Raw genomic sequence first — 20,661 nt, forward strand, 5'->3', positions numbered from 1 at the left:
ACATTGGCCGGTGGCTGCATGAAACCGCCAATCAGCGGATTCATGCCACCACGCAAGAAAAACCGGCTGTTCGACTGCAACAGGAGCAGCAAAAATTTACGCCATTACCGCAATCAGATACAGGTTCCAGCACTGTACCTGTTGCAGCAGCACAGCATGTCATGCCCTACGAGAGTTTGCAGCATCCCTTATCTGTATATGACCAGTTGCTGGGAGTTTCCTGATGAATCTGCAATACGACCGTATAGAGCAGCTTTGCCAAAAGCTCAATCTGCCTGCCATCGCATCACAATGGTCACATCATGCACAACAAACATTAGGTCAGGATGGAAGTTATGCCGACTTTGTTGAAGCGATCTTGACGCATGAATATGCTGCCAGGCAACAGCGCAGCCAGCAGGTACTGATGAAACTCTCAGGCCTGCCTCAAGTCAAAACCCTGGAAGACTATGATTTTAATTATGCCCTAGGGGCCCCTAAATCACAGGTGATTGAACTGTTCAATCTGAGCTTTATTGCTAGAACAGAAAATGTGGTGTTTCTCGGGGCTAGCGGAGTAGGAAAAACGCATTTATCTATGGCATTAGGCTATAAGGCCATCATGAACAGCATTAAGATCAAGTTCATTACCGCAGCGGATTTAATGCTGCAACTGAGTACAGCCTATCAGCAAGGTAAATTGAAAACCTATATGCAACGTGCGGTACTGGGACCAAAGTTACTGATTATCGATGAAATTGGTTATTTACCGTTTGGACGTGAAGAAGCGAATCTGTTCTTTAACGTGATTGCCAAGCGTTATGAAAAAGGCAGTACGATATTGACGAGTAACTTACCCTTTAGCCAATGGTCTAAGTCATTTGCGGATGATGTTACGTTGACCGCTGCGATGTTAGATCGGCTATTACATCACTGTCATGTGGTACAGATATCGGGTGAGAGTTATCGTTTGAAGGATAAAAAAAGAATTGGGATTCAGCCCCAGGTTGAAATTTAATACGAGATCAAAGGGGTCAATTTTACTTCGCCATTTTTAAGGTAAAAGGGGTCAATTTTAAAATGCCGTTGACAAAATCAACGATTTAATTCATTTTTCTATGCAGGATCTTTGAAAAATGCAGTAGAAAAACGGAGAAGTACATGACCTTTAGTTTAGCTCAAACAGCTAGTGCAGAAACCACACTAAAAGCACCTGCTGAAGCAGATCAGAACCTGCGGGATATCACTGAACTGGCGTGTTATATCTGTGATGCACCAGTGGCTATGGTGACGCGAACCGATGACACAAAGCTGAATCTAATTGCAAAAGTTGGTATTTCGCGTACCTCTGTATTAATTAAAGAGTCCTTTTGCGTGTATGCAATGGAAACACCTGATGCGGTAATGGTGGTCCCTGACGCTACTTTAGATCACAGATTCAGTACCAATGCTATGGTGATTTCAGGACCTGGCTACCGATTTTATGCTGGCTCGCCGCTGATTGATCCCGAAGGTGCAGTGATTGGTACTATTTGTGTCTATGATCATGTTCCTAAGCAGCTGAACCAGCGGCAGATAAGCTCTTTGCAGGCTCTGTCCAGACAAGTGATCGCCATACTGGAGCTGAAAAAAGTCGGCGAACAATTACATAATACCAGCATGACGGATGCGCTGACAGGGGTGAACAACAGAAGAGCTTTTGACCTCAAGTTTGAAGCTGAATTTGCTCGCTGGCAAAGAACAGGACAATCTTTTGTACTGGCATTGATTGATATTGATCACTTTAAGAGTTTTAACGACAGCTATGGTCATGCCGCAGGAGATGAGGCACTGAGTCAAGTCGCGGCTCTGTTTCAGCGCCATAGCAGGAACTATGACTTTTTCGCCCGTTATGGTGGTGAAGAGTTTGTGCTGATCCTGCCAGGCACAGACACAGCGTCCGCAAATAAAACACTGGAAAAGTTAAGGCTGGTAGTGGCTAACCATGAGTGGTTATTACGACAATTAACGGTCAGCATAGGTTTGGCCAGCGCTGATTTATTTGACGACAAAAAGCAGTTGCTCGAAGTCGCCGATCAGATGTTATACAAAGCTAAAACCCAAGGCCGCAATCAAACCAGTGTGTTCGCCACACTGTAAGAGATCTGTTCATGCTGCGCTGATCTCAAGACCTCATAAAAACTGAGGTCTTGCTTCGGTCGATAAGCTGGTCTGATATTGGCATTATTTATTCCTTTCAAATACATGGGTAATGCGACTTACACAGATTTTTTATGCTCTCTTGGACTCCATGTGAAGGAGATCGTCACATTCTTTACATATAGAAAATAGAGTTCTTTAGCCAGCTGCAATTTCAGATTAACCGATTCGGTAAGCTTTCTGCATTTCCGGAGACAACTTTTTTAGCCAGCTTGAGAGACTGAAGCCTTTTCTATCGGTACTATTTAATTTAGTAAAATACAGATGTTCATCCCAGCGAGGACCGAAATCTACTTCTGCAAGACTTACAAGCTGTTTGTTTCTGCGAAGACGATGCTTTTGATGGTAATCTTCGGCGGGCCAAAAATAACCATTTTGTTCTCCGGCCTCAATCACCTCGGGAGATTTCTCCTTTCCAATCGCTTGAATCAGTTCTTCAGCTACTTGTTTTTGCTCCAGATCAAAAACAAAAAGTATCTGGCGATACTGGCCCTGCTTTCTACCATGAACAGACCATGATTCAAAACTTCCAAGAAGTTCCCTGTAGCTGATTTGGTCTTTATCGTAGATCACTCTGACGACTTCGGCGTGTCCGTTGATGTTGCGGTAACTCGGATCCAGAGTTGATGCTCCAGCGTAGCCAACACGTGTTTGCACTACTCCCTGCGTCCCTCCAAAATTAGAATCCGGTCCCCAAAAGCAACCCATGCCGAAAACCGTTTGACTAAGCTTCCCGATTTTCAATGCTTCTTCGATTGCTTCAGGGGTTGCAAATTCATAGCTTTCAACACCGTCTTCTTTATTCATTTTTAGATCCGACATATTTTTCACCTAACTTTCAAAAATTGAAGCCACTCCCATTCCTCACGCCGTGCAAACGACGATAAGACCACGTTTTCCAACACCAGCTTGATGAAGTATCTTTGCTAAAACTCCGCAGCATGTTTCTTGGTAACACAACTGCGGAAAATTGCTGTAATCATTGATCTTACTGCTTATTAAGTTATTAATAATTCTAAAAAACTCATTATTTCATTGAAGCTTCCAACCACCTGTCAAGGTCCTTGAACTTGGGGTTTCTCAGCTTCTTTGTCCCAACCACTATTGTCGGGAAATTCAGCTTTCCGTTCGAATAGAGGGAGCACAGTTCATCAGCAGCCGCGTCGTCTTCATGAACATCTAAAAAATCAAACTCGATTCCTTTTTCTTTCAAGTACGACTGGTAAATCTTGGTTTTGTGGCAGTCCTTATGACCGAACAGCTTAATCCCCACGACCCCCTCCATTTTCTAAAATTACTCTACAAACTTCAACGACTCCGAGTTGATGCAGAATCGAGCCCCAGAGGGCTCAGGACCATCTGGAAAAACGTGCCCTAAGTGGGCTTCGCACACATTGCATAGCACTTCGATTCTTCGTCCGTAAGTCGTGTCCAGTTCATATTGAATTACGTTGTCGGCGACGGGCTCAGAAAAACTCGGCCAACCTGTTCCCGAATCAAACTTAACGTTCGAATCAAACAGTTCAGTGTCGCAGCCCGCGCAGGCATACCGTCCTGCCTCATAAAATGAACAGAGTTCCCCAGTGTGAGGGCGCTCGGTGCCTTTCTTCCGCATGACATTAAATTGAGCGGGCGTCAGAATTTTTTTCCACTCTTCCTCGCTCTTTTCTACTTTTCTAGGAGGAGCGGGAGTGCCGTTATCGAGATAGTTGTTAATGCTTTCCCAGTTGAACATAAATTTGCTCCTTTATTTTTGGGTTTGTTCTTTAGCTATCAATCCACGCGAAGAAGTCAGTCGCGCTACCAATGAATTTTCCATCCACAAAAACTTGCGGAACAGTTTGAAGGTTGGTTTTTTTCTTCAACTCATCATAAGTCTTGGGATCGTCATCCACGCGAATTTGTTTAAAATCAACTTTTTCAGAAGTTAAGTACTCCTTCACGCGTTTACTAAACGGACAATGGTCTTTTGTGTAGATGACAACGTTCTTAAGTTCTTTCATTTTTTCCTCTTTCGTTTGATTCATGGTTTAATCTCTCTCAAAATGGCACGTGTACCCGTGGGGATTCTTCTTCAAATAGTTTTGGTGATACTCCTCAGCGTCATAAAACTCTTTTTCCAAGGCTACCGTCGTGACCACGGGATTCTCGAAGCGACCGATCTCATTGACCTCATCAATCACGTTTTCGATAATCGCTTTCTGTGCATCGTCACGATAGAACGCTGCCGAGCGATACGAAGTGCCAACATCATTTCCTTGGCGATTCTTCGTAGTCGGATCATGGATTTTGAAAAAGTAATGTAGAATCTCTTCGAGAGATATTTCGTCTTGGTCGTATTCCACGCGAACCGCTTCGGCGTGCCCCGTTTTCCCTGTTATAATATCGGCGTAGGTAGGATCATCAAAATCTCCGCCAGAGTAGCCCACCTTCGTTGACGTCACACCGTCCAGACTCCTAAGGAGGTCTTCGAGACCCCAAAAACACCCTCCGGCAACGATCACATAATCTAGTTTCATAAAGCCTCCTTAGTTTTCATCCACTTACTGATTAGACTGACTTTACAGCATGTAAAATAGATATAATATGTTCAATAGTTCGTATAACATGACCTATTGGACAGTTTACGTAGGAGCTATATATGGATGTTCTCAGTGAAATTTTAGATAAGGTAGAGCTTACTAGCAGCTACTGGTATAGAACCTCATTTGCGGGAGACTGGGGCATCAGCCTCCCGCAGGAAGAGAATCTAGCGAGATTTCACATCGTGACTCATGGCGAGTTTTGGTATGAGGTGCCAAAACTTAAACTTAAAGCATTGGCGGAGCAGGGCGATATTTTGATCTTTTTCAAAGGGATGGAGCACACCATGGCCAGTGCACCAAAAATCAAGGCCGAGCCTGCGGTCGAATTTAGAGCTAAAGCCAACCTCACCGAAGCTCAAGTTTTGGAATACGGTGATCAGAGCAAGCTCAAAGCCAACGTCGTTTGCGGACATTTTTGTTTTAATGGCGGACCCGATCATCCATTCTTAAATTCGCTGCCAAATGTCGTGCATATCAAGAGTGCTGATAACTCCCACTCGCCTTGGCTTGCCATGCTTTTAAGTATTATAGAGCAGGAAGCAAAATCAGGGCTTCCTGGAAGCAACACGTTAGTCAGAAAGCTGACCGAAATTATCTTCGTGCAAGCGTTAAGAATCCACATGTACAAATCCAATAAAAATGCTGGATTCTTCAAACTGATCGAAAATCCGCAACTCAGCAAAACCTTGGAAGCTATTCATCATAGTCTCGATAAAAAATGGGGTCTTGACGATCTCGCCGGGATTGCGGGGATGTCGCGTACGAACTACAGCGTCAAATTTAAGGAGCTGTCAGGCATGACACCTCTTGATTATTTAACCTATTGTCGGCTTGAAAAAGCAAAGCAGCTGCTTAAAGAATCCGGTAAGTCTGTTCCCGAAGTGAGTGAAGCCATTGGGTATCCGGCACATGAACACTTTCAAAAGTTGTTTAAGAAAAAAATTGGCAAAACTCCTAGCGCGTACAGAAAAGAAAATTCTGAAAAGGTGTAAAAATGAATATCTATAACTCTCCTGTTACCAAAATAGCTTTCTGGGTCATCGTCGTCGGCAGTGTATTCTGTCTTCTTCTCCCTTTATTCTTACCTCTTCTTCCTCTTCACTACTTGAAGGATTATGGCGAAATAGGAGATGCTTTTGGAGGTATTTCGAACCCATTCGTACAGATACTAGGTTCAGTAGTTCTGTTTTTAGCGCTGAAAGCCCAGATTGATGCGAATAGAATCCTTCATCAGCAAATCGAAAAAGAAAACACGAAGGAGCAACTAAGGCACGAGTTAGATCAACTTCACGAACTTTATATGTTCGTCGAAAGAAACATCAAAAATTTTAGTTACGATCAAGAAAAGACCGTTGATGGCAAGACGCAAGTGATCCTTCTGTATTCTCGACGTGCGATTAAATGTTTCATGGAGGATCTAGAGAGCTTAGATGTTGATATTCACAAAGATGACGACATTTTAAGGTTCGACGGGGTTAAAGAAATTATGAGCATTTTGAACAGCGTTGACCTATATTTCGACAAAATCAAAGACAGCGAGATTGCACCTTATCATAAGAGTTTTTATAAAACGCTTATGCAGCACGAACTTCTCTTCAGCGTTTTTCCTTATCAAGATCTCGACAATCAAGCGTACCTAAAACAAGAGCATTGCCCAGAGTGTGGTGAATATCATGCAAATTATCCGCCACTGATTTATGACCGGTTACAGAAAATTAAAAAAAGTTTCTCCTGATGTATTATGGATATTTATTCGGTATCGGTCCTACCAAAAAGCTATTTGTAGTATCTCGAGTACGTGCTGTGGTGTAGTAATTCCAATCTTAGAAAACTCAAAGCTTATTCTGAAACTATCGGAATTGTCGGTTGGGTGAGACTTAGTCGCCCCGTAAAGCCTTATCGGGGCGGCAAAGATAACTTTTTATATCACTGCTATTGATGACGTCCTTTGTTTACTAAAGTTGTAAGCCCTTATTCTTTGTTTTAGACCTTCAACCACTCCGGGCTTGTCACTAGGAGAGTCCCCTTGGCTAACCTTAGCCGTCAGATCGTATTCAGCGATTTCTAGCCGGTCCCCCTGAATCATTTTACGCCAACCGTTCCACAACTTAGGGTCAAGCTCTTCGGTACGCCAACCATCGGTCGGTTCGCTCCGACTCGCTAAAGCCAGATCCCTGATTTGGTTCTGGAGCGTTAGATCGTCAATCATTGTTTGGGAGTGAGAATGTTGAGGGATTAAGTTTTGATACAAAAGATTAAACTTACACCAATTTTACGCCATGGAATTTTAATATTTTTATAAATTATTGATATTTAATATATATTTTAAATTTATTGTCCAATCCATCATAGGGGCAACCGAAATGCGAGGTTGTAAAGTTTGGATGGCACGTGTCATAACCCACCTGAATTGAAAAACAAAAGCACAAGACCGCGCATTATACGGGGTTTAAGTGAAAATCGACAGTATCCCCAACCCACATCCATTGGCATCAACTTTGCTTTGTTCGCTATGAACACAGCAGCGCAACCGTAGGTGCTAAAGCGGAACTGCTCAGTATTTGTATGCGTAGCCGTTTTTTAGTATGTTGAAAAGATAACGATAACGCAGCATAAGAGTGAGAATAAAATGTTGGTATTAGAAGAAATTTATCGAACTAAGAAAAATGAATTTTCAAAGGCATTTAATTTACGCATGCAGCGCAGTTTAAGTTGGTGGAAAAAAGCCATTGATTTTCATGATGATCTTGATATGCAATTTATGACAGCATGGGTAGCCTTGAGTGCCTTGTATGCGCAAAGTCAGACAGCAGAGCATACACAACAACAGACCTTGCAGCAATTTGTGCAGCGTATGTATCAAAAAGATGTCGATCAGCGCATGGCGAGAATTATTTGGGAAAAATATCCACAAAGTTTAGAGGTGTTGCTGACCAACCCTTATTTGTATCAAAGTTTTTGGGATTGGCGTAATCAAAAAATGACTGAAGCTGAATGGCGTGCAGATTATGAAGCAGAGAAACAGCAGATTATGCAGGCATTGCACATCCATGATTCAGCTACAATTTTGGCATGTTTGTTTAAGCGCTTATTGACGTTACAGCAGCAACTTTTACAAGGTGGTGCAACTTATAACAGTGCAATCAACCGCAAACAACTCAGCCATGCCAATACTTTACTGTGTGCGTTGATGCCGTGTTTTATCCAAATTTTATTGGAAAATTTAGAAAATGTGGAGTTGAGTCAGCCATTTTATCCTGTGATGCAAATGTCTTAAGCGACTTGCTTGATTGTAATAGCAGCGTTTAAGGCATGGCGGTGTGTTGACGTTGATGTTGCCAGTCGAGCAGGGCAAAGCTCATTGCGGCGGCAACAAAACACAAACCAACTAGGCAACTCCATAACCATCCACCGTGTTGCCATGCATAGATTCCCAAGGCAGAACCACAAGCACCGCCAGTAAAATAACTGGTCATATAAATTGAGTTAATCCGCGATTTGGCATCGGGGCGTAAGCGAAAAATTACGTTTTGGTTGCTGCTGTGTACGGTGGCAAGCCCAAGGTTAATTAAGCCAAAACCAAGAATATAGCTCCATAAGCTAAATTGTCCGTTGTATAGAAAGACCCAACTGATTGCCAATAGCGCCAAACCACCCCACGTCAGCGCTGTAACATAGCCACGATCTGCAATTTTCCCCACGTGTTTGGTCGAAAGAGCACCGAATACACCCACCATTGCCACAATGCCCACCATAAAGTCAGCTAAGCCAAAACTGGATTTGAGTAATACTGCAATGGTGGAAAACAACACGCTCATCGCTGCAAAAGCAAACGCACCGAGCAAGGCACGATAGACCAAACGACGTTCTTCTAAAATGAGTTTGCCCATAGACTGAAACACGGCCAAATAGCTGAGTTTGCTGGTAGAAATAAAAGGCAAACGTGCTTTAAGTACCGCAGCAATACACAACATGAATATCCCGCTGAGCAGATAAATCACTTTCCAGTGAAATAAATTAGATAGCAAGCCTGCTAAACTGGTCGAAAGTAAAATACCGACCAATAAACCACTCATCAGCAAACCAACAACTTCTCCCATTTTTTCAGGTTTTACGGTCATGGTCGCAAAAGGAATTAATACTTGTGCCGCCACAGAGAATAGCCCTGTGATGATGGTGCCAATCCAAAGCATGCTTAAATTGCTAGAAAAGGCACATAAAAATAAGCCAATCGAGGCCAAAAACATTAATAGGGGAATGAATTTGGTTTTATTGACAATATCGCCCATAGGCACAATGAACAATAAGCCCAGTGCATAAGACACTTGTGCAAAAGTCACCGTCAATGCCACTTGGGATTGCGGAATTTGGAAAGATTGATGAATCGAGTAAATCAGCGGTTGGCAATAATAATTCGCACCCGCGCATAGACCACAGGCAATCGCCATCAACCAGAGCAGGGTTTTATCTTGGCTGATGTCGGGTGCAGTGTTCATAATTATCCTAAGGTCAATGGTAAAACGGGGTTGCAGTAGCTCAAAGATTGAATCCAATATTCAACTTCATTAGTGGCAGGATGTCGCCTTTAGCTTAATGAGAAAACTTGTTTTTGGACAAGGTGATCATCATCACGCCTACAATATTGAGCATGCAGCCGAACCATTGTATGCCATTTAGATGTTCACCTAAAAATGCTGTGGCCAATAGAATCGTCAAGATGGGGCCAATTGAAGCAATCATGGCCGATTGTGCCGCACCTAAACGGGCGATACTGTGCGCCATGAGTAAGGTGGGCAAGACTGTGACAAATATCCCTAAAGCAATACCATAGCCTAGCACTTCTACAGGCAGTTGTTGCACCAGTCCGAGCGGATTAGGTGTGACCAAACTGTAATGCGTAAGCGTACCGATGCAGGCAATACTTAAAGCCAGACCTGTAAAATTCCAAGAGCCAAAATGCTGAATCAGGCTTTTGGTCAGCAATAAATAGCCTGCAAAACACACTGCACTGGCGAACACCAAACTACTGCCTAACCAAAAATACGTGTCATGTGGGGTATTGCTCTGTTCCTGTAACATCACAATCACTGTTCCGCCATAACTCAGAGCAATTGCAAACAGACTCAGCCAGCTAAGTTTCTGCCGATACATTACGCTCGAAGCCAGAACGGTGAGCGTTGGATATAAAAACAGAATAATGCGTTCTAATGAAGCGCTAATGAACATCAGCCCTAAAAAATCCAGCCAGCTAGAAAAATAATAGCCCATCAGACCTGCAAATATTATTAGCAGCCAATTGCGTGTAGAGATGTTGCGACTGTGATGGCGATTGAGCCAACAAATCAGCAAGAAGAAAGGCAGGGCACTTGCCATGCGCAAAGCCATGAGTACGGTTGCATCGACCAACGGTGAAAGTGCATAAGCCTGTTTAATAAAAATGGCTTTGGTACTAAACAAAAAGGCTGCAAATAAGGCAAAGATGGAGCCCCATTGTGTGGCGTTAAGTCTGATCATGAAAAATGCTGTCGAGCAAGGTGGATGCAAGAGAAGTGACACATGCCGCGCACACAAATGCAAGTTGCATGATAGATAAAGGCAGATGCGACTGCATGGATCAAGCTGTGTGTGCTGTATTTGAGCAAGCATAGCCGATTTTATGCAGATGGTCTGCTTGAGATGGCATAAATTTTGTGAAAAGTAGAGTAAATGGGATTTGCACGATAATGGTGCAAATTAGTTGAAAATATTGCAAAACAGAGAAAATCCATCATCAGACAAAATGACGCACAAAAAAAATGAAAAAAATAGCAGCACTTAACTTAGACCTGAGTTGAATAAATTCAAGCTTCTTTTAAAAGTTTTACTGTTTCAAATATTCGGTTTTACTCATAAGGCAAAGGTAGGTTTTTCTAAGGTTTTCAGATGCGCAAAACACTTCTAAATTGAACCATGTTGTGCGGTGTAAAAATTGTCAAAAAAGTCAATTTGGTGTTTAAGTTTTTGCTTTTAGCGCTTAAATGTATAGATATGCAATCTTTTAGCGCTAAGTCGGATTTTCCCAATTAAGTGAAATGCGTGTCAGAATGATCAATGCTTAATTCATTTAAATGTGGTCAACTGCAAGCTCAAAGCATCGCTTTTTTTCTTTTAGACACTTCAAATCGAAGTTTTGCTGAATAATTAGACTTATATTCAAGAAGCAAAACTTATCAATTATATCTCGCAACAATATTTTTATGAATCATCAGTTCAAAATATGGGTATTTATTAAATAAATATTGGGTGGTAATTTAAAAATGTTGCATTAGAATCCAAAAATTCAACAAAACTTATCCTGAGGGGAAAGCATCGTTATCCACGATGTTGACTTAAGAAAAACTAGCTTGAGGAACGCTCATGCAGATCGGAATTCCAACCGAAACTGTTGTCGGTGAAAATCGTGTCGCTGCGACGCCAGAAACAGTAAAGAAGTTGATTAGCGCGGGTCATAGCGTAGTCATTGAACGTGGTGCAGGCGTAAAAGCCGCTTATATCGACAGCGCTTATGAACAAGTAGGCGCGACCATGACAGATGATGCTTATCGCGGTAGCCAAATGATTTTGAAAGTTCGTGCCCCAAAGGGTGAAGAAATTCAAAAACTTGCACCGAACAGCACTGTGGTGGCGATGTTTGATCCTTACCGCAATACTGAATTAGACCAATTTGCTGCGGCTCAGGTGTCTGCATTTGCTTTAGAGCTTTTGCCACGTACCTTGTCGCGTGCGCAAAATATGGACGTGTTGTCATCACAAGCCAACTTGGCAGGTTATAAATCTGTGTTGTTGGCTGCAGCAGAATATCAACGCATGTTCCCAATGTTAATGACGGCAGCGGGTACTGTAAAACCTGCGCGTGTTGTGATCATGGGTGTGGGTGTTGCTGGTTTGCAAGCCATTGCAACAGCGAAGCGTTTAGGTGCTGTAGTCGAAGCAACTGACTTGCGTCCAACGGCAAAAGATCAGGTGGAATCTTTGGGTGGTAAGTGGTTAGACGTACCAATGTCTGAAGAAGAACAACAAAAAGCTGCCGATGCTGCCAAAAATGGTTATGGCTGGATGCCTGGTGAACAATACATTAAAGACCAAGCAGTGATTGTCGATAAAGCCGTTTCTAATGCGGATATCGTGATTACCACTGCGTTATTGCCGGGTCGTGATGCACCGCGTTTAATCAAAGCGGAAACTGTGGCAAAAATGAAGCCGGGTTCTGTGATTTTAGATATGGCAGTCGAAACGGGCGGTAACGTCGAAGGTTCACAATGCGGTGAAACTGTAGTGACTGCCAATGGTGTGAAAATTTTGGGTATTCCAAACATTCCATCGACTGTATCGACAGAAGCATCTGCACTATATGCGCGTAATGTGTTGAATTTTGTTGAAACATTATTTGATAACGACAAGAACTTCGCATTGAATCCTGAAGAAGAAATTCAGAAAGCGTTGCTGGTCACTCATAACGGTCAAGTGCTGTTAAAGCGTGGTTAAGGAGAATTCTCATGGTTGAAACAATTACGATTTTTGTCCTTGCCATCTTCGTAGGTTACTACGTGGTGTGGGGGGTAACACCTGCGTTACATACGCCATTAATGGCAGTAACCAATGCACTTTCTTCAATCATTATTGTAGGTGCGATGATTCAAACTGTTGGTCTACCAATCATGGGTGTAGAAGGCAGTGTCGATTTCCAAACCATTAATGTGGTGAGTGTACTGGGTGCGATTGCTGTGTTCTTGGCAAGCATCAATATTTTCGGTGGTTTTGCAGTGACTGCACGTATGCTGGAAATGTTCAAACCAAAAGCAAAGAAAAAAGAGGGCTAATGCATGGAATTTATTCGTGAATATGCAGACTGGTTCTATTTAATCGGGGCTGTGCTCTTTATCTTAACTTTACGTGGTTTGTCTGGGCCTAAAACTGCGATTGCGGGCAACCGTTACGGCATGATCGCAATGGCGATTGCAGTCTTGACTACATTCTTTGTGGCAGACAATCCAGTTGTGTGGATGATTCTGGCAGCTATGGCAGCAGGTGCGGTGGTGGGTATTGCCCGCGCACGTACGGTGCCAATGACTCAAATGCCTGAAACTGTAGCGTTAATGCACTCTTTAGTCGGTTTGGCTGCAGTTTTAATTGCGATTGCTGCGATTATTCATAACAACAAGTTAATCGAACTTGGTCCAGACTTGTTGGCTGCAAATGGCATTACTTTCCATGAAATGAGCAAAGTTCATTTATTTGAATTGTTTGTAGGCTGTTTCGTGGGGGCGATTACCTTTACCGCATCTGTTTTTGCATACGGTAAATTGGCGGCAAAGAAATGGGCAAAAACCATTTCGGGTGCATGGGTAAAACCTGTTCAAGCGTTAATTTTCCTTGCTATGCTCGGTTTCGGGATTCACTTCTTCCTGAGCGGTAACATGACTTCATTCTGGGCAATGACAGGTTTAGCCTTGGCATTCGGTTGGGTATGGATTGCACCAGTGGGTGGCGGTGACATGCCAGTTGTGGTGTCATTGTTGAACTCATTCTCAGGTTGGGCTGCAGCAGGTATTGGTTTCACACTTGAAAACAACATGCTGATTGTTGCAGGCTCGTTGGTCGGTTCTTCAGGTGCGATTCTGTCTTACATCATGTGTAAAGCCATGAACCGTTCAATCATCAACGTATTGTTTGGTGGTGCGATGGGCGGTGCAGCAGCACCAACGGCAGCAGCGGGTGCGCAAGTGCAACGTAACTACCGTTCAGGTTCTGCAGATGATGCTGGCTTCTTGATGTCAAATGCAGACAGCGTGGTGATTGTACCGGGCTATGGTATGGCGCAAGGTCGTGCACAGAATGCAGTCAAAGAATTAGCCAACTTGTTAAAAGAGCAAGGTGTAACTGTGCGTTTTGCGATTCACCCAGTGGCAGGTCGTATGCCGGGTCACATGAACGTATTGCTTGCAGAAGCTGACGTACCGTATGAAGACATCTTAGAAATGGACGAAATCAACTCAGATTTCCCTGCAACAGATGTGGTGTTGGTGATTGGTGCAAATGACGTAGTTAACCCTGCGGCAAAAGACGATCCAAACTCGCCAATTTACGGCATGCCAATTCTTGAAGCGCATAAAGCACGTACCATTATGGTCATCAAGCGCTCAATGGCAACAGGTTATGCGGGTCTAGACAACGACTTGTTCTATAACGACAAGACCATGATGATTTTTGGTGATGCCAAGAAAGTTGTGGAAGATATGACTAAATCAATCAACGGTACAGGTCACTAAGACACTGTTCCTAGAGATGAAACCGCCTTCGGGCGGTTTTTTATGGCTGATGTAAAGTGGTCAGTTGAGATAGGGAATTTGGTTAGGGTAGGTTAATACGATATAAAAACGATTAGAGATCTAAACTTCAAAAGATCCGCATTAAAAAAGCGACTTATTTGAAAGTCGCTTTTTGTGTATCTTTAAGGCTGCTCAAGTGAGCTGTTGTATTAAGCAACAGACTCAGGCGTAGTGCGCCATAAGCTTTCTAGGTCGTAGAATTTACGTGCTGTTGGTAGCATGATGTGAACCACTACCATACCAAGATCGACCAAGATCCATTCTGCATCACGTTCACCTTCAATACCAATTGGGCGGAAGCCTGCTTTGCGCGCTTCTTCGGCAACATTGTCGGCAAGAGATTTTACGTGGCGAGTTGATGTACCGCTAGCAATCACAATGGCATCTGAAACATTGCTGATGCTGCTGACATCAAGTTCAACAATTTCTTTGGCTTTTACATCAAGGAGAGCTTCATGTACAACTTTAAGACAAGTTTGTACGTCATGCTTTTGGGTATTCATTGCAAGATCGTGAGAATTAGAAGCGCCGGGCGATGGTTCTAAATTCATGGGGTGTATAATTTCCTAAAATTATTCATCCTCTAATATAGCTGTTTTAGCCTGAAATTTCAAATCGGTTTAATTTTAACCACTTTGATTTGAGGGAAAGTATTTGTCTTTCCATGCAAATGATTGATTTGACGCCAGACTTGGGCGGTATTCTGCAGCGATATAGCCTGAATAAGCACTGTGCTGTAACCATTTGAAAATAGTAGTATAGTCTAGCTCGCCTGAATCGGGTTCATGGCGTCCTGGATTGTCGGCAAACTGGATATGACCAATATCCTGAATGTTTTCTTGCAATGCGCTCAGCACATCTTCACCCATCATCGCCATGTGATAACAGTCGTATTGTATTTTAAGAGCAGGATGTTTGACTGCTTCTAGCATCTCTTGAGCTTGCGCAATATTTTGTACTAAAAAGCGTGGCATGTCGGTGCCATTAATCATTTCAAAGACAGGCTGAATATGATGTTGAGTGAGCATCGAGCAGGCCAGTTTTAGGTTTTCTGCCAGTGTGTTTAAGCAAGGCAGTAAATCGGCATCGACAGGTTGTTTGCCTGCCAAAATATTGACGCTAGGGACATTTAATGCCGTGGCATAGCGGATGGCTAACTCTAAGGCATGATGAAATTCAATCTCTTTCCCGGGTACGCCCGCCAAACCATTGCCGCCTTGCATGAGGTCACCCGCAGGGACATTGATTAAACACAGGCTGAGTTGGTGGAGTGTGAGTTGGGTTTGAATCTGCTCAATACTCAGCTCATAGGGAAATTGAATTTCAACATGCTGAAAACCATGTTCGCGTGCAAGGGCAAAGCGTTCAATTAAAGGCACTTCGGTAAAAATCATCGACAGATTAACCGCCAGTTTAGACATGCAGGTGCTCCTTGCAGGCAAAGGTTGGATCAGGAATCAAGCCGATTAAGCTTCGACCTGATGAATAATGGTGGCTAAATCTGCTTCTGCAAAACCCTTGGCTTGATGGGCTTGCAGTTGTGAAAGGGCTTTTTCTGCCACAGGAATCTGTAACTGAAATTGCGCTGCCAGTTGTAAGGCATTGTTTAAATCTTTAGACAGGGTTTGGACTTTCCATTGCACAGGCTCAAAACTGTGAGTTGCCATACGTGGAGTTAAAATCTGAAACGGTTTCGAGTCGGCAAAACCACCTGCCAAAGCTGGGGCAAGTAGCTGTGTATCTACACCTGCTTGAGCAGCAAGGGCAACGGCTTCTGCAATTAAGGTACTATTTGCGGCAACAATCAATTGATTGCAAATTTTGGTGGCTTGTCCTGTTGCGGTTTCGCCCATGCGGGTCACACGTTGTGACAGCACCGCATAAATTGGGCTTAATTTTTCAATAGTGTTGGCATCGCCACCTGCAAAAATTACTAGCGTACCTTGTTCTGCTCCCGCGGTGCCACCAGATACAGGTGAGTCAATCCAAGTCACGTGTTTTTGCTTGGCTTGTTGTGCAAGGGCTTTGGTTTGTGCAACCGATAAGCTGGAAAAATCAACAATGACTTGTTGTGTGGTTAAGTATGGTTCAATTTGATCAAATACGCTTTGAACTGCATGATCATCGGCTAAACAGGTCAAAATGACAGGGTATTGCCCGATCTCTTGAAGCTGAAGCGGTTTAGCACCTGCATTGATTAACGGTTCGCATGCAGCAGGGCTGCGGTTCCATACTGCGACCTTATAACCCGCCTGAATTAAGCGGGTCGCCATGCGCGTGCCCATGAGTCCCATACCTAAAAAAGCGATTTGTGTGTCATGGTCAAAGTGCATAGCGAGTTCTCCTTTTTTCCTACATTACAAGCCCTTGGCGAAATGTCAATCTCGCCTTTGGTCAAAGTAGGCAGCAGATTTTGCGATTAAAATTGACGTGGGGCAAAGCGTACTTCTGGATTCTTATCCTTTTTACGTGCCAGTTGGCTATTTTTACCCAATAATAATTTTAATTGCCAAATTTTTTCTAAGCGTAAAGATTTTGCAGGCGTGTGTTCCATGGCATCCAATACTTGTTTGGCTGCTGCCAAAGCATCGGGAGAGCGCTGTGCAATTTCTTCAGCAAGTACTTGTGCTTGTTGTAATGGGCTATCGGTAAGATGTGTCACTAATCCAATCTCTTTGGCATAGTTTGCATCAAAAATACGTGCGGTGAGGGTTAATTCTTTGGCAAGGTCTAAACCAATCAAACCTTTTAAAGAACGGCTGAGTCCCATGTCTGGCACTAAGCCCCAGCGGCTTTCCATGATCGACATTTGTGTGTCAGGATGTGCAATACGAATGTCGGCAGCCAACGCCAGTTGCATGCCTGCACCAAAACAATAACCTTGCATTGCTGCAATGACAGGTACAGGTAACTTCTGCCAAACCAAAAATGCTTTTTGGAATAGACTTTGCCCCGGTTTAATCAGTTCCCAAGCTGCAAAAGCACGGTTTTGTGGATTGTTGAGGTCGGCTAAATCAATGCCTGCACTAAAAACTTGTGCTTCACCTGTTAAAATTACACAACGTAAACTGCGGTCTTTTTTCAGTTTTTCTGCGGTGCGTACCAATTCCTTGAGCAGGGCAAAGCTCATCGCATTGCGCTTATCTGGACGGTTTAAGGAAACGATTGCAATGCCATTATTTTTTTCAATACGAAGTAAGGTCATGTTGTGAACTCTTGTTTTGACTGGGCAAAGCATAGCATGCACAGACCTAAGATAAATGACAGCAGAGTCACGGCCAAAACGGTGGACTCTGCCTGAAATGATTCCTAAAAATCATGCGATGCTGTTTGTGAAACGTGTATTTAAAACGCTATTTTTGTTTTGACGAAATGCTATTCATCCCAGATTCACTACGAACCAGTTGCTGTGTGTTGAGCAAAAATATGTTCTGCTGCATGTTCCACTTGTTGGATGCAGGCTTTTAGCTCCTGATAACGATTCAGCACTTCCTGCACAAAGAGTTCGTCGGCTTTACGACGTTCCTTGCGCAGGGTCGATACAAACTGTTCAAATGAGCCTGTGACATCCTGCAGGTTTGGTGTGCCAACATAACGGGTTGCACCATATAGACGATGCAGTACGTGCTCGAGTTGCGGAAAATCTTCCAGTTCAATCAGTTGCTCCATTTCATTTAATTCGGTGGCAAAACTGTCGACCAGCATTTTCAGTAAATCTACCGCAAGGTCTTCTTTGTTGGCAGCGAGCATCAGACTTTGTTGCCAGTTCAGCACGTCTGGATCAAGTGCTTCAATTACAATGGCTTTATCTACCGCAGGCGGTTTATTAAAACTTTGCGTGGTCCAATGGGTTAAAATTTGGATGATTTGTTTAATCTGAATCGGTTTGGTGACATAGTCATCCATACCGACTTTGAGTAATTTTTGCTTTTCATCGGCAAGAGCATGCGCGGTGAGGGCAATAATAGGTAAGCGTTTGTGATTTTCCAAAGTCGATTCTAAAGAACGAATCGCACGGGTGGTATCTACCCCCGACATCACAGGCATTTGAATATCCATAAAGATCAGGTCAAATGGTTGCTGTCCCTGCTCAATGCGTTGCTGCAAAAACCCCAAAGCTTCCTGACCACTTTGCGCTTTGGTGGTGGTCACATTCAGTTCGCCTAACAAGGCTTCGAGTACAATCAGGTTTGGTAGATGGTCATCCACCGCTAAAACGTGCAGGCCTTTACCATCAAATGATGCAGACTCCTGTTCATCAAAACTGTTTTCATTGTTGAGTAAGTCAATTAGGGCAGAACGGCTAAGCGGTTGATACAAAGCCCGTGCACGATATTCATTTAATAGGCTTGGGTCTAGCGCCATTTGATAGCCATATACCGCCAAGTTGCCTTGATAACGGGTACGAATTTCTTTTAACAAGGCTTCAGTGTCGCCGCTATGGTCAACAATCAACCAAGTATTGTCTTGCAGGTCAGATACATCTTTTAAGCGGCTAAATAAATCTAGAATTGAAGCGGCTTCAACATGTCGCACCGCATAATTTTCAAGATAATGACGCAAGATATTGGCTGTGGCAGGGTGCGCCAAATACGACACCACCTGAATCTCTTTAAAAGTTGGATGCTGCTGAGCATGGGCCTCATCTATCGTAAACAAGGCAGTAAACCAGAAGGTCGAGCCTTTTTCGGTTGGGGCACGTTCTTGATTGTCTTCAAAGCCAATTTGACCTTGCATTAAATGCACCAACTGTTTGGAAATAGCCAAACCTAACCCTGTACCACCAAATTGACGCGTGACCGAAGTATCACCCTGAGAGAACGACTCAAACAGTTTTTTACGGTCCGTGCCGCTTAAACCAATACCGCTATCTTGGACGCTAAAGTGAATCAGACATTGTCCAATATCATCATGTTCTACCCGCGCCCGTACAATAATTTCACCATCGGGGGTGAATTTAATCGCATTGGAAATTAAATTGGTTAAAATTTGCTTGAAACGTAAAGCATCGCCCAGCACATATTGCGGCACATTATTGGCAAAATAAAAGGCCATGTTGATGTGCTTTTGCGCAGCCAATGGCGAGAGCATATCCATCACATCAAAAATAGCTTCTTCTAAATCAAAGGGTGCGGTATCCAGCTCCAGTTTGCCTGCATCAATTTTAGAAAAATCCAATACGTCATTAATAAGTGCTAAAAGATGCGCCGATGATTTACGAATAGTCTGTAAATACAAATTCTGTTCATTGCTCAGATTTTCCTGACGCAATAACAGGTGGATAAAACCATCAATACTGTTTAGCGGTGTTCTGAGTTCGTGGCTGATGTTGGCTAAAAATACCGATTTAGACTGGTTGGCAGAAATCGCTTGGTCACGTGCCTGACGATAAGTGATGTTCTGTACTTCCAAAGTATCGAGGGTACGACGCAAGTCATCTTCGGTTTGTTCGGTGTGTTCTTTGAGTTCTAAAAAGCTGAAATGCAGGCGTTTGACCACATTGGCAATATCACGCTGTAATAAACGCAGTTCACCCGTACTGTTAATCACCATGTGTTGATCAAGCGTATCGGCATTCAGACGTTGCAACTGCATGCGAATTTCATACATCGGTGCAATCCAGCGACGTGAATAGAAATTCAGACACAGCAATAACAGTAATAAGGTCAGTAAACCCGTGGCAATCAAGACAATCATGACTCGATAGCGGGCAATTTGTAGCGGTTGATTGTCTAACTCAATCAATAACCATGCAGGTCGGTTGATGTCTTGCTGCACTTGCATGCCATAAACATGATTATTGTTATATAGAATTGGGCCAAAAAACTCGGCATTTTTTGGAAATTTTGGCCAACCTGCTTGGTCTTGAAAGCCCATGCTTAAGCGTCGTGTACCTGAGGCATCAATCAGTGCAGTACGAATCAAATGCTTTTCGTTCATCATATTTTGCATATAAGAACGTGCTTCTTCGTACTTCCATGGAAAGCTAGACAATTGATGTAAGGCCGCTTCAGACGGTAATTCAAATCGGGTCAAAATTGCAATTGCCATTTGCCGCTGTTGTGCTTTGGCTGCGTTAGAGGTTTCAGATAGAACCAGCATGGTTCCAACACATGCCAAAATCATAATTGGCACAAAAATGAGCGCAATCAGCTGTCCATAAGCATGATTTAAGTGCAAGCGCTTAAATAACTTTTTGTTGATATTTGACATGGTTTATGCAGTTTAATCCTTATGCAAGGCAGTTTAGCATGCTTTATTTCGGCTGACTGTGTTTTCATCTGCTTCTGTGCTAGTGATGCCGATTTTCATAGATGAGTAGGTCGTTTATAAGAAGTTAAGTCGTGTGGATTTAAACGCTATTTGACGTGCTTGAAGCGATAAAAAATAAGTCAAAGCAATGAGAGGCAGCAACGATGTAAAGGAATGCATAAATTCTCGACAGACTCTTGTCGATTTGAGAAAAAGCCAGTGAAAAACGTGCAGGAAGGTGCATTTTTTCATACAATAAGCCCACCTTAATATTGGTA

20 protein-coding genes and 1 pseudogene are annotated in these 20,661 nt (G+C 43.2%); 9 read left to right on the forward strand and 12 right to left on the reverse strand.

Annotation, left to right across the window (positions count from 1 at the left end; genetic code table 11):
• The 3 genes and pseudogenes from HX743_RS09395 to HX743_RS09405 all read left to right on the forward strand — a co-directional run.
• Positions 1-224: pseudogene (locus tag HX743_RS09395) on the forward strand (IS21 family transposase); the annotation flags it as partial.
• A complete protein-coding gene (gene istB, locus HX743_RS09400) occupies positions 224-997 on the forward strand; it encodes an IS21-like element ISAba8 family helper ATPase IstB (protein WP_178319071.1) in 774 nt (257 codons plus the stop codon). The pseudogene HX743_RS09395 and the gene istB, both read left to right, overlap by 1 nt.
• A gap of 143 nt (positions 998-1,140) precedes the next feature.
• Entirely contained in the window at positions 1,141-2,118 is a 978-nt protein-coding gene (locus tag HX743_RS09405) for a sensor domain-containing diguanylate cyclase (RefSeq protein WP_002119794.1), read from the forward strand.
• A 219-nt stretch (positions 2,119-2,337) separates the two neighbouring features.
• Here HX743_RS09405 and HX743_RS09410 read toward each other — a convergent pair whose 3' ends face one another.
• The 5 genes from HX743_RS09410 to msrA all read right to left on the reverse strand — a co-directional run bounded on the left by HX743_RS09410 (position 2,338) and on the right by msrA (position 4,697).
• Positions 2,338-3,000 (reverse strand): peptide-methionine (S)-S-oxide reductase, encoded by a 663-nt coding sequence (locus HX743_RS09410; RefSeq protein WP_001281573.1) that lies wholly within the window; start codon positions 2,998-3,000, stop codon positions 2,338-2,340.
• Positions 3,001-3,205: 205 nt separating this feature from the next.
• Complete coding sequence (locus HX743_RS09415) at positions 3,206-3,451, reverse strand: glutaredoxin family protein (RefSeq protein ID WP_178319072.1); 246 nt, start codon at positions 3,449-3,451, stop codon at positions 3,206-3,208.
• A gap of 21 nt (positions 3,452-3,472) precedes the next feature.
• Positions 3,473-3,913, reverse strand: coding sequence for a peptide-methionine (R)-S-oxide reductase MsrB (msrB, locus tag HX743_RS09420; protein WP_000483554.1), 441 nt, complete (start codon positions 3,911-3,913; stop codon positions 3,473-3,475).
• A 31-nt stretch (positions 3,914-3,944) separates the two neighbouring features.
• Complete coding sequence (locus tag HX743_RS09425) at positions 3,945-4,205, reverse strand: glutaredoxin (protein ID WP_001076938.1); 261 nt, start codon at positions 4,203-4,205, stop codon at positions 3,945-3,947.
• A 3-nt stretch (positions 4,206-4,208) separates the two neighbouring features.
• Complete coding sequence (gene msrA, locus HX743_RS09430; protein ID WP_000762837.1) at positions 4,209-4,697, reverse strand: peptide-methionine (S)-S-oxide reductase MsrA; 489 nt, start codon at positions 4,695-4,697, stop codon at positions 4,209-4,211.
• Positions 4,698-4,819: 122 nt separating this feature from the next.
• Between msrA and HX743_RS09435 the strand changes: the two genes are divergently transcribed.
• From HX743_RS09435 to HX743_RS09445, 3 genes are all read left to right on the forward strand, one after another.
• The gene (locus tag HX743_RS09435) at positions 4,820-5,755 is read left to right on the forward strand and encodes an AraC family transcriptional regulator (RefSeq protein WP_002123001.1); all 936 of its coding nucleotides are present in this window, start codon (positions 4,820-4,822) and stop codon (positions 5,753-5,755) included.
• Positions 5,756-5,757: 2 nt separating this feature from the next.
• A complete protein-coding gene (locus HX743_RS09440) occupies positions 5,758-6,498 on the forward strand; it encodes a hypothetical protein (RefSeq protein WP_178319073.1) in 741 nt (246 codons plus the stop codon).
• Between the two features lie 894 nt (positions 6,499-7,392).
• On the forward strand, positions 7,393-8,040 hold the full coding sequence (locus tag HX743_RS09445) for a hypothetical protein (protein ID WP_178319074.1): 648 nt from the start codon (positions 7,393-7,395) through the stop codon (positions 8,038-8,040).
• Between the two features lie 28 nt (positions 8,041-8,068).
• Here the strand turns inward: HX743_RS09445 and HX743_RS09450 are convergent, their stop codons facing one another.
• The gene (locus tag HX743_RS09450; RefSeq protein ID WP_178319075.1) at positions 8,069-9,259 is read right to left on the reverse strand and encodes an MFS transporter; all 1,191 of its coding nucleotides are present in this window, start codon (positions 9,257-9,259) and stop codon (positions 8,069-8,071) included.
• Between the two features lie 94 nt (positions 9,260-9,353).
• The gene (locus HX743_RS09455) at positions 9,354-10,277 is read right to left on the reverse strand and encodes a DMT family transporter (RefSeq protein WP_004974922.1); all 924 of its coding nucleotides are present in this window, start codon (positions 10,275-10,277) and stop codon (positions 9,354-9,356) included.
• Positions 10,278-11,159: 882 nt separating this feature from the next.
• On the opposite strand from HX743_RS09455, the gene HX743_RS09460 reads away from it, so the two are divergent.
• Genes HX743_RS09460 through HX743_RS09470 form a run of 3 tightly spaced genes read left to right on the forward strand, consistent with a single transcriptional unit; the run spans position 11,160 to position 14,071 of the window.
• A complete protein-coding gene (locus tag HX743_RS09460; RefSeq protein WP_004974923.1) occupies positions 11,160-12,287 on the forward strand; it encodes a Re/Si-specific NAD(P)(+) transhydrogenase subunit alpha in 1,128 nt (375 codons plus the stop codon).
• An 11-nt stretch (positions 12,288-12,298) separates the two neighbouring features.
• Positions 12,299-12,622, forward strand: a complete 324-nt coding sequence (locus tag HX743_RS09465) for a proton-translocating transhydrogenase family protein (protein ID WP_004974924.1) — start codon at positions 12,299-12,301, stop codon at positions 12,620-12,622.
• A gap of 3 nt (positions 12,623-12,625) precedes the next feature.
• Positions 12,626-14,071, forward strand: a complete 1,446-nt coding sequence (locus tag HX743_RS09470; RefSeq protein ID WP_004974925.1) for an NAD(P)(+) transhydrogenase (Re/Si-specific) subunit beta — start codon at positions 12,626-12,628, stop codon at positions 14,069-14,071.
• Positions 14,072-14,280: 209 nt separating this feature from the next.
• Here the strand turns inward: HX743_RS09470 and rsfS are convergent, their stop codons facing one another.
• From rsfS to HX743_RS09495, 5 genes are all read right to left on the reverse strand, one after another.
• Positions 14,281-14,682 (reverse strand): ribosome silencing factor, encoded by a 402-nt coding sequence (rsfS, locus tag HX743_RS09475; RefSeq protein WP_004974926.1) that lies wholly within the window; start codon positions 14,680-14,682, stop codon positions 14,281-14,283.
• Between the two features lie 75 nt (positions 14,683-14,757).
• A complete protein-coding gene (locus HX743_RS09480; RefSeq protein WP_178319076.1) occupies positions 14,758-15,552 on the reverse strand; it encodes a hydroxypyruvate isomerase family protein in 795 nt (264 codons plus the stop codon).
• A 45-nt stretch (positions 15,553-15,597) separates the two neighbouring features.
• Complete coding sequence (locus tag HX743_RS09485) at positions 15,598-16,464, reverse strand: NAD(P)-dependent oxidoreductase (protein WP_178319077.1); 867 nt, start codon at positions 16,462-16,464, stop codon at positions 15,598-15,600.
• A gap of 86 nt (positions 16,465-16,550) precedes the next feature.
• Positions 16,551-17,336 (reverse strand): crotonase/enoyl-CoA hydratase family protein, encoded by a 786-nt coding sequence (locus HX743_RS09490; protein ID WP_178319078.1) that lies wholly within the window; start codon positions 17,334-17,336, stop codon positions 16,551-16,553.
• A 188-nt stretch (positions 17,337-17,524) separates the two neighbouring features.
• Complete coding sequence (locus tag HX743_RS09495; protein ID WP_178319079.1) at positions 17,525-20,344, reverse strand: ATP-binding protein; 2,820 nt, start codon at positions 20,342-20,344, stop codon at positions 17,525-17,527.
• Positions 20,345-20,661: the final 317 nt, after the last annotated feature.

It is taken from the genome of Acinetobacter sp. Swhac1 (assembly GCF_013390985.1).
GTDB classification, from domain to species: domain Bacteria; phylum Pseudomonadota; class Gammaproteobacteria; order Pseudomonadales; family Moraxellaceae; genus Acinetobacter; species Acinetobacter towneri.

What these genes read in the sequence shown, in the direction of transcription:
- istB (WP_178319071.1), top strand. Translation starts at nt 224, where the DNA reads ATGAATCTGCAATACGACCGTATAGAGCAGCTTTGCCAAAAGCTCAAT.
- HX743_RS09405 (WP_002119794.1), top strand. Translation starts at nt 1,141, where the DNA reads ATGACCTTTAGTTTAGCTCAAACAGCTAGTGCAGAAACCACACTAAAA.
- HX743_RS09410 (WP_001281573.1), bottom strand. Translation starts at nt 3,000, where the DNA reads ATGTCGGATCTAAAAATGAATAAAGAAGACGGTGTTGAAAGCTATGAA.
- msrB (WP_000483554.1), bottom strand. Translation starts at nt 3,913, where the DNA reads ATGTTCAACTGGGAAAGCATTAACAACTATCTCGATAACGGCACTCCC.
- HX743_RS09425 (WP_001076938.1), bottom strand. Translation starts at nt 4,205, where the DNA reads ATGAATCAAACGAAAGAGGAAAAAATGAAAGAACTTAAGAACGTTGTC.
- msrA (WP_000762837.1), bottom strand. Translation starts at nt 4,697, where the DNA reads ATGAAACTAGATTATGTGATCGTTGCCGGAGGGTGTTTTTGGGGTCTC.
- HX743_RS09435 (WP_002123001.1), top strand. Translation starts at nt 4,820, where the DNA reads ATGGATGTTCTCAGTGAAATTTTAGATAAGGTAGAGCTTACTAGCAGC.
- HX743_RS09440 (WP_178319073.1), top strand. Translation starts at nt 5,758, where the DNA reads ATGAATATCTATAACTCTCCTGTTACCAAAATAGCTTTCTGGGTCATC.
- HX743_RS09445 (WP_178319074.1), top strand. Translation starts at nt 7,393, where the DNA reads ATGTTGGTATTAGAAGAAATTTATCGAACTAAGAAAAATGAATTTTCA.
- HX743_RS09450 (WP_178319075.1), bottom strand. Translation starts at nt 9,259, where the DNA reads ATGAACACTGCACCCGACATCAGCCAAGATAAAACCCTGCTCTGGTTG.
- HX743_RS09455 (WP_004974922.1), bottom strand. Translation starts at nt 10,277, where the DNA reads ATGATCAGACTTAACGCCACACAATGGGGCTCCATCTTTGCCTTATTT.
- HX743_RS09460 (WP_004974923.1), top strand. Translation starts at nt 11,160, where the DNA reads ATGCAGATCGGAATTCCAACCGAAACTGTTGTCGGTGAAAATCGTGTC.
- HX743_RS09465 (WP_004974924.1), top strand. Translation starts at nt 12,299, where the DNA reads ATGGTTGAAACAATTACGATTTTTGTCCTTGCCATCTTCGTAGGTTAC.
- HX743_RS09470 (WP_004974925.1), top strand. Translation starts at nt 12,626, where the DNA reads ATGGAATTTATTCGTGAATATGCAGACTGGTTCTATTTAATCGGGGCT.
- rsfS (WP_004974926.1), bottom strand. Translation starts at nt 14,682, where the DNA reads ATGAATTTAGAACCATCGCCCGGCGCTTCTAATTCTCACGATCTTGCA.
- HX743_RS09480 (WP_178319076.1), bottom strand. Translation starts at nt 15,552, where the DNA reads ATGTCTAAACTGGCGGTTAATCTGTCGATGATTTTTACCGAAGTGCCT.
- HX743_RS09485 (WP_178319077.1), bottom strand. Translation starts at nt 16,464, where the DNA reads ATGCACTTTGACCATGACACACAAATCGCTTTTTTAGGTATGGGACTC.
- HX743_RS09490 (WP_178319078.1), bottom strand. Translation starts at nt 17,336, where the DNA reads ATGACCTTACTTCGTATTGAAAAAAATAATGGCATTGCAATCGTTTCC.
- HX743_RS09495 (WP_178319079.1), bottom strand. Translation starts at nt 20,344, where the DNA reads ATGTCAAATATCAACAAAAAGTTATTTAAGCGCTTGCACTTAAATCAT.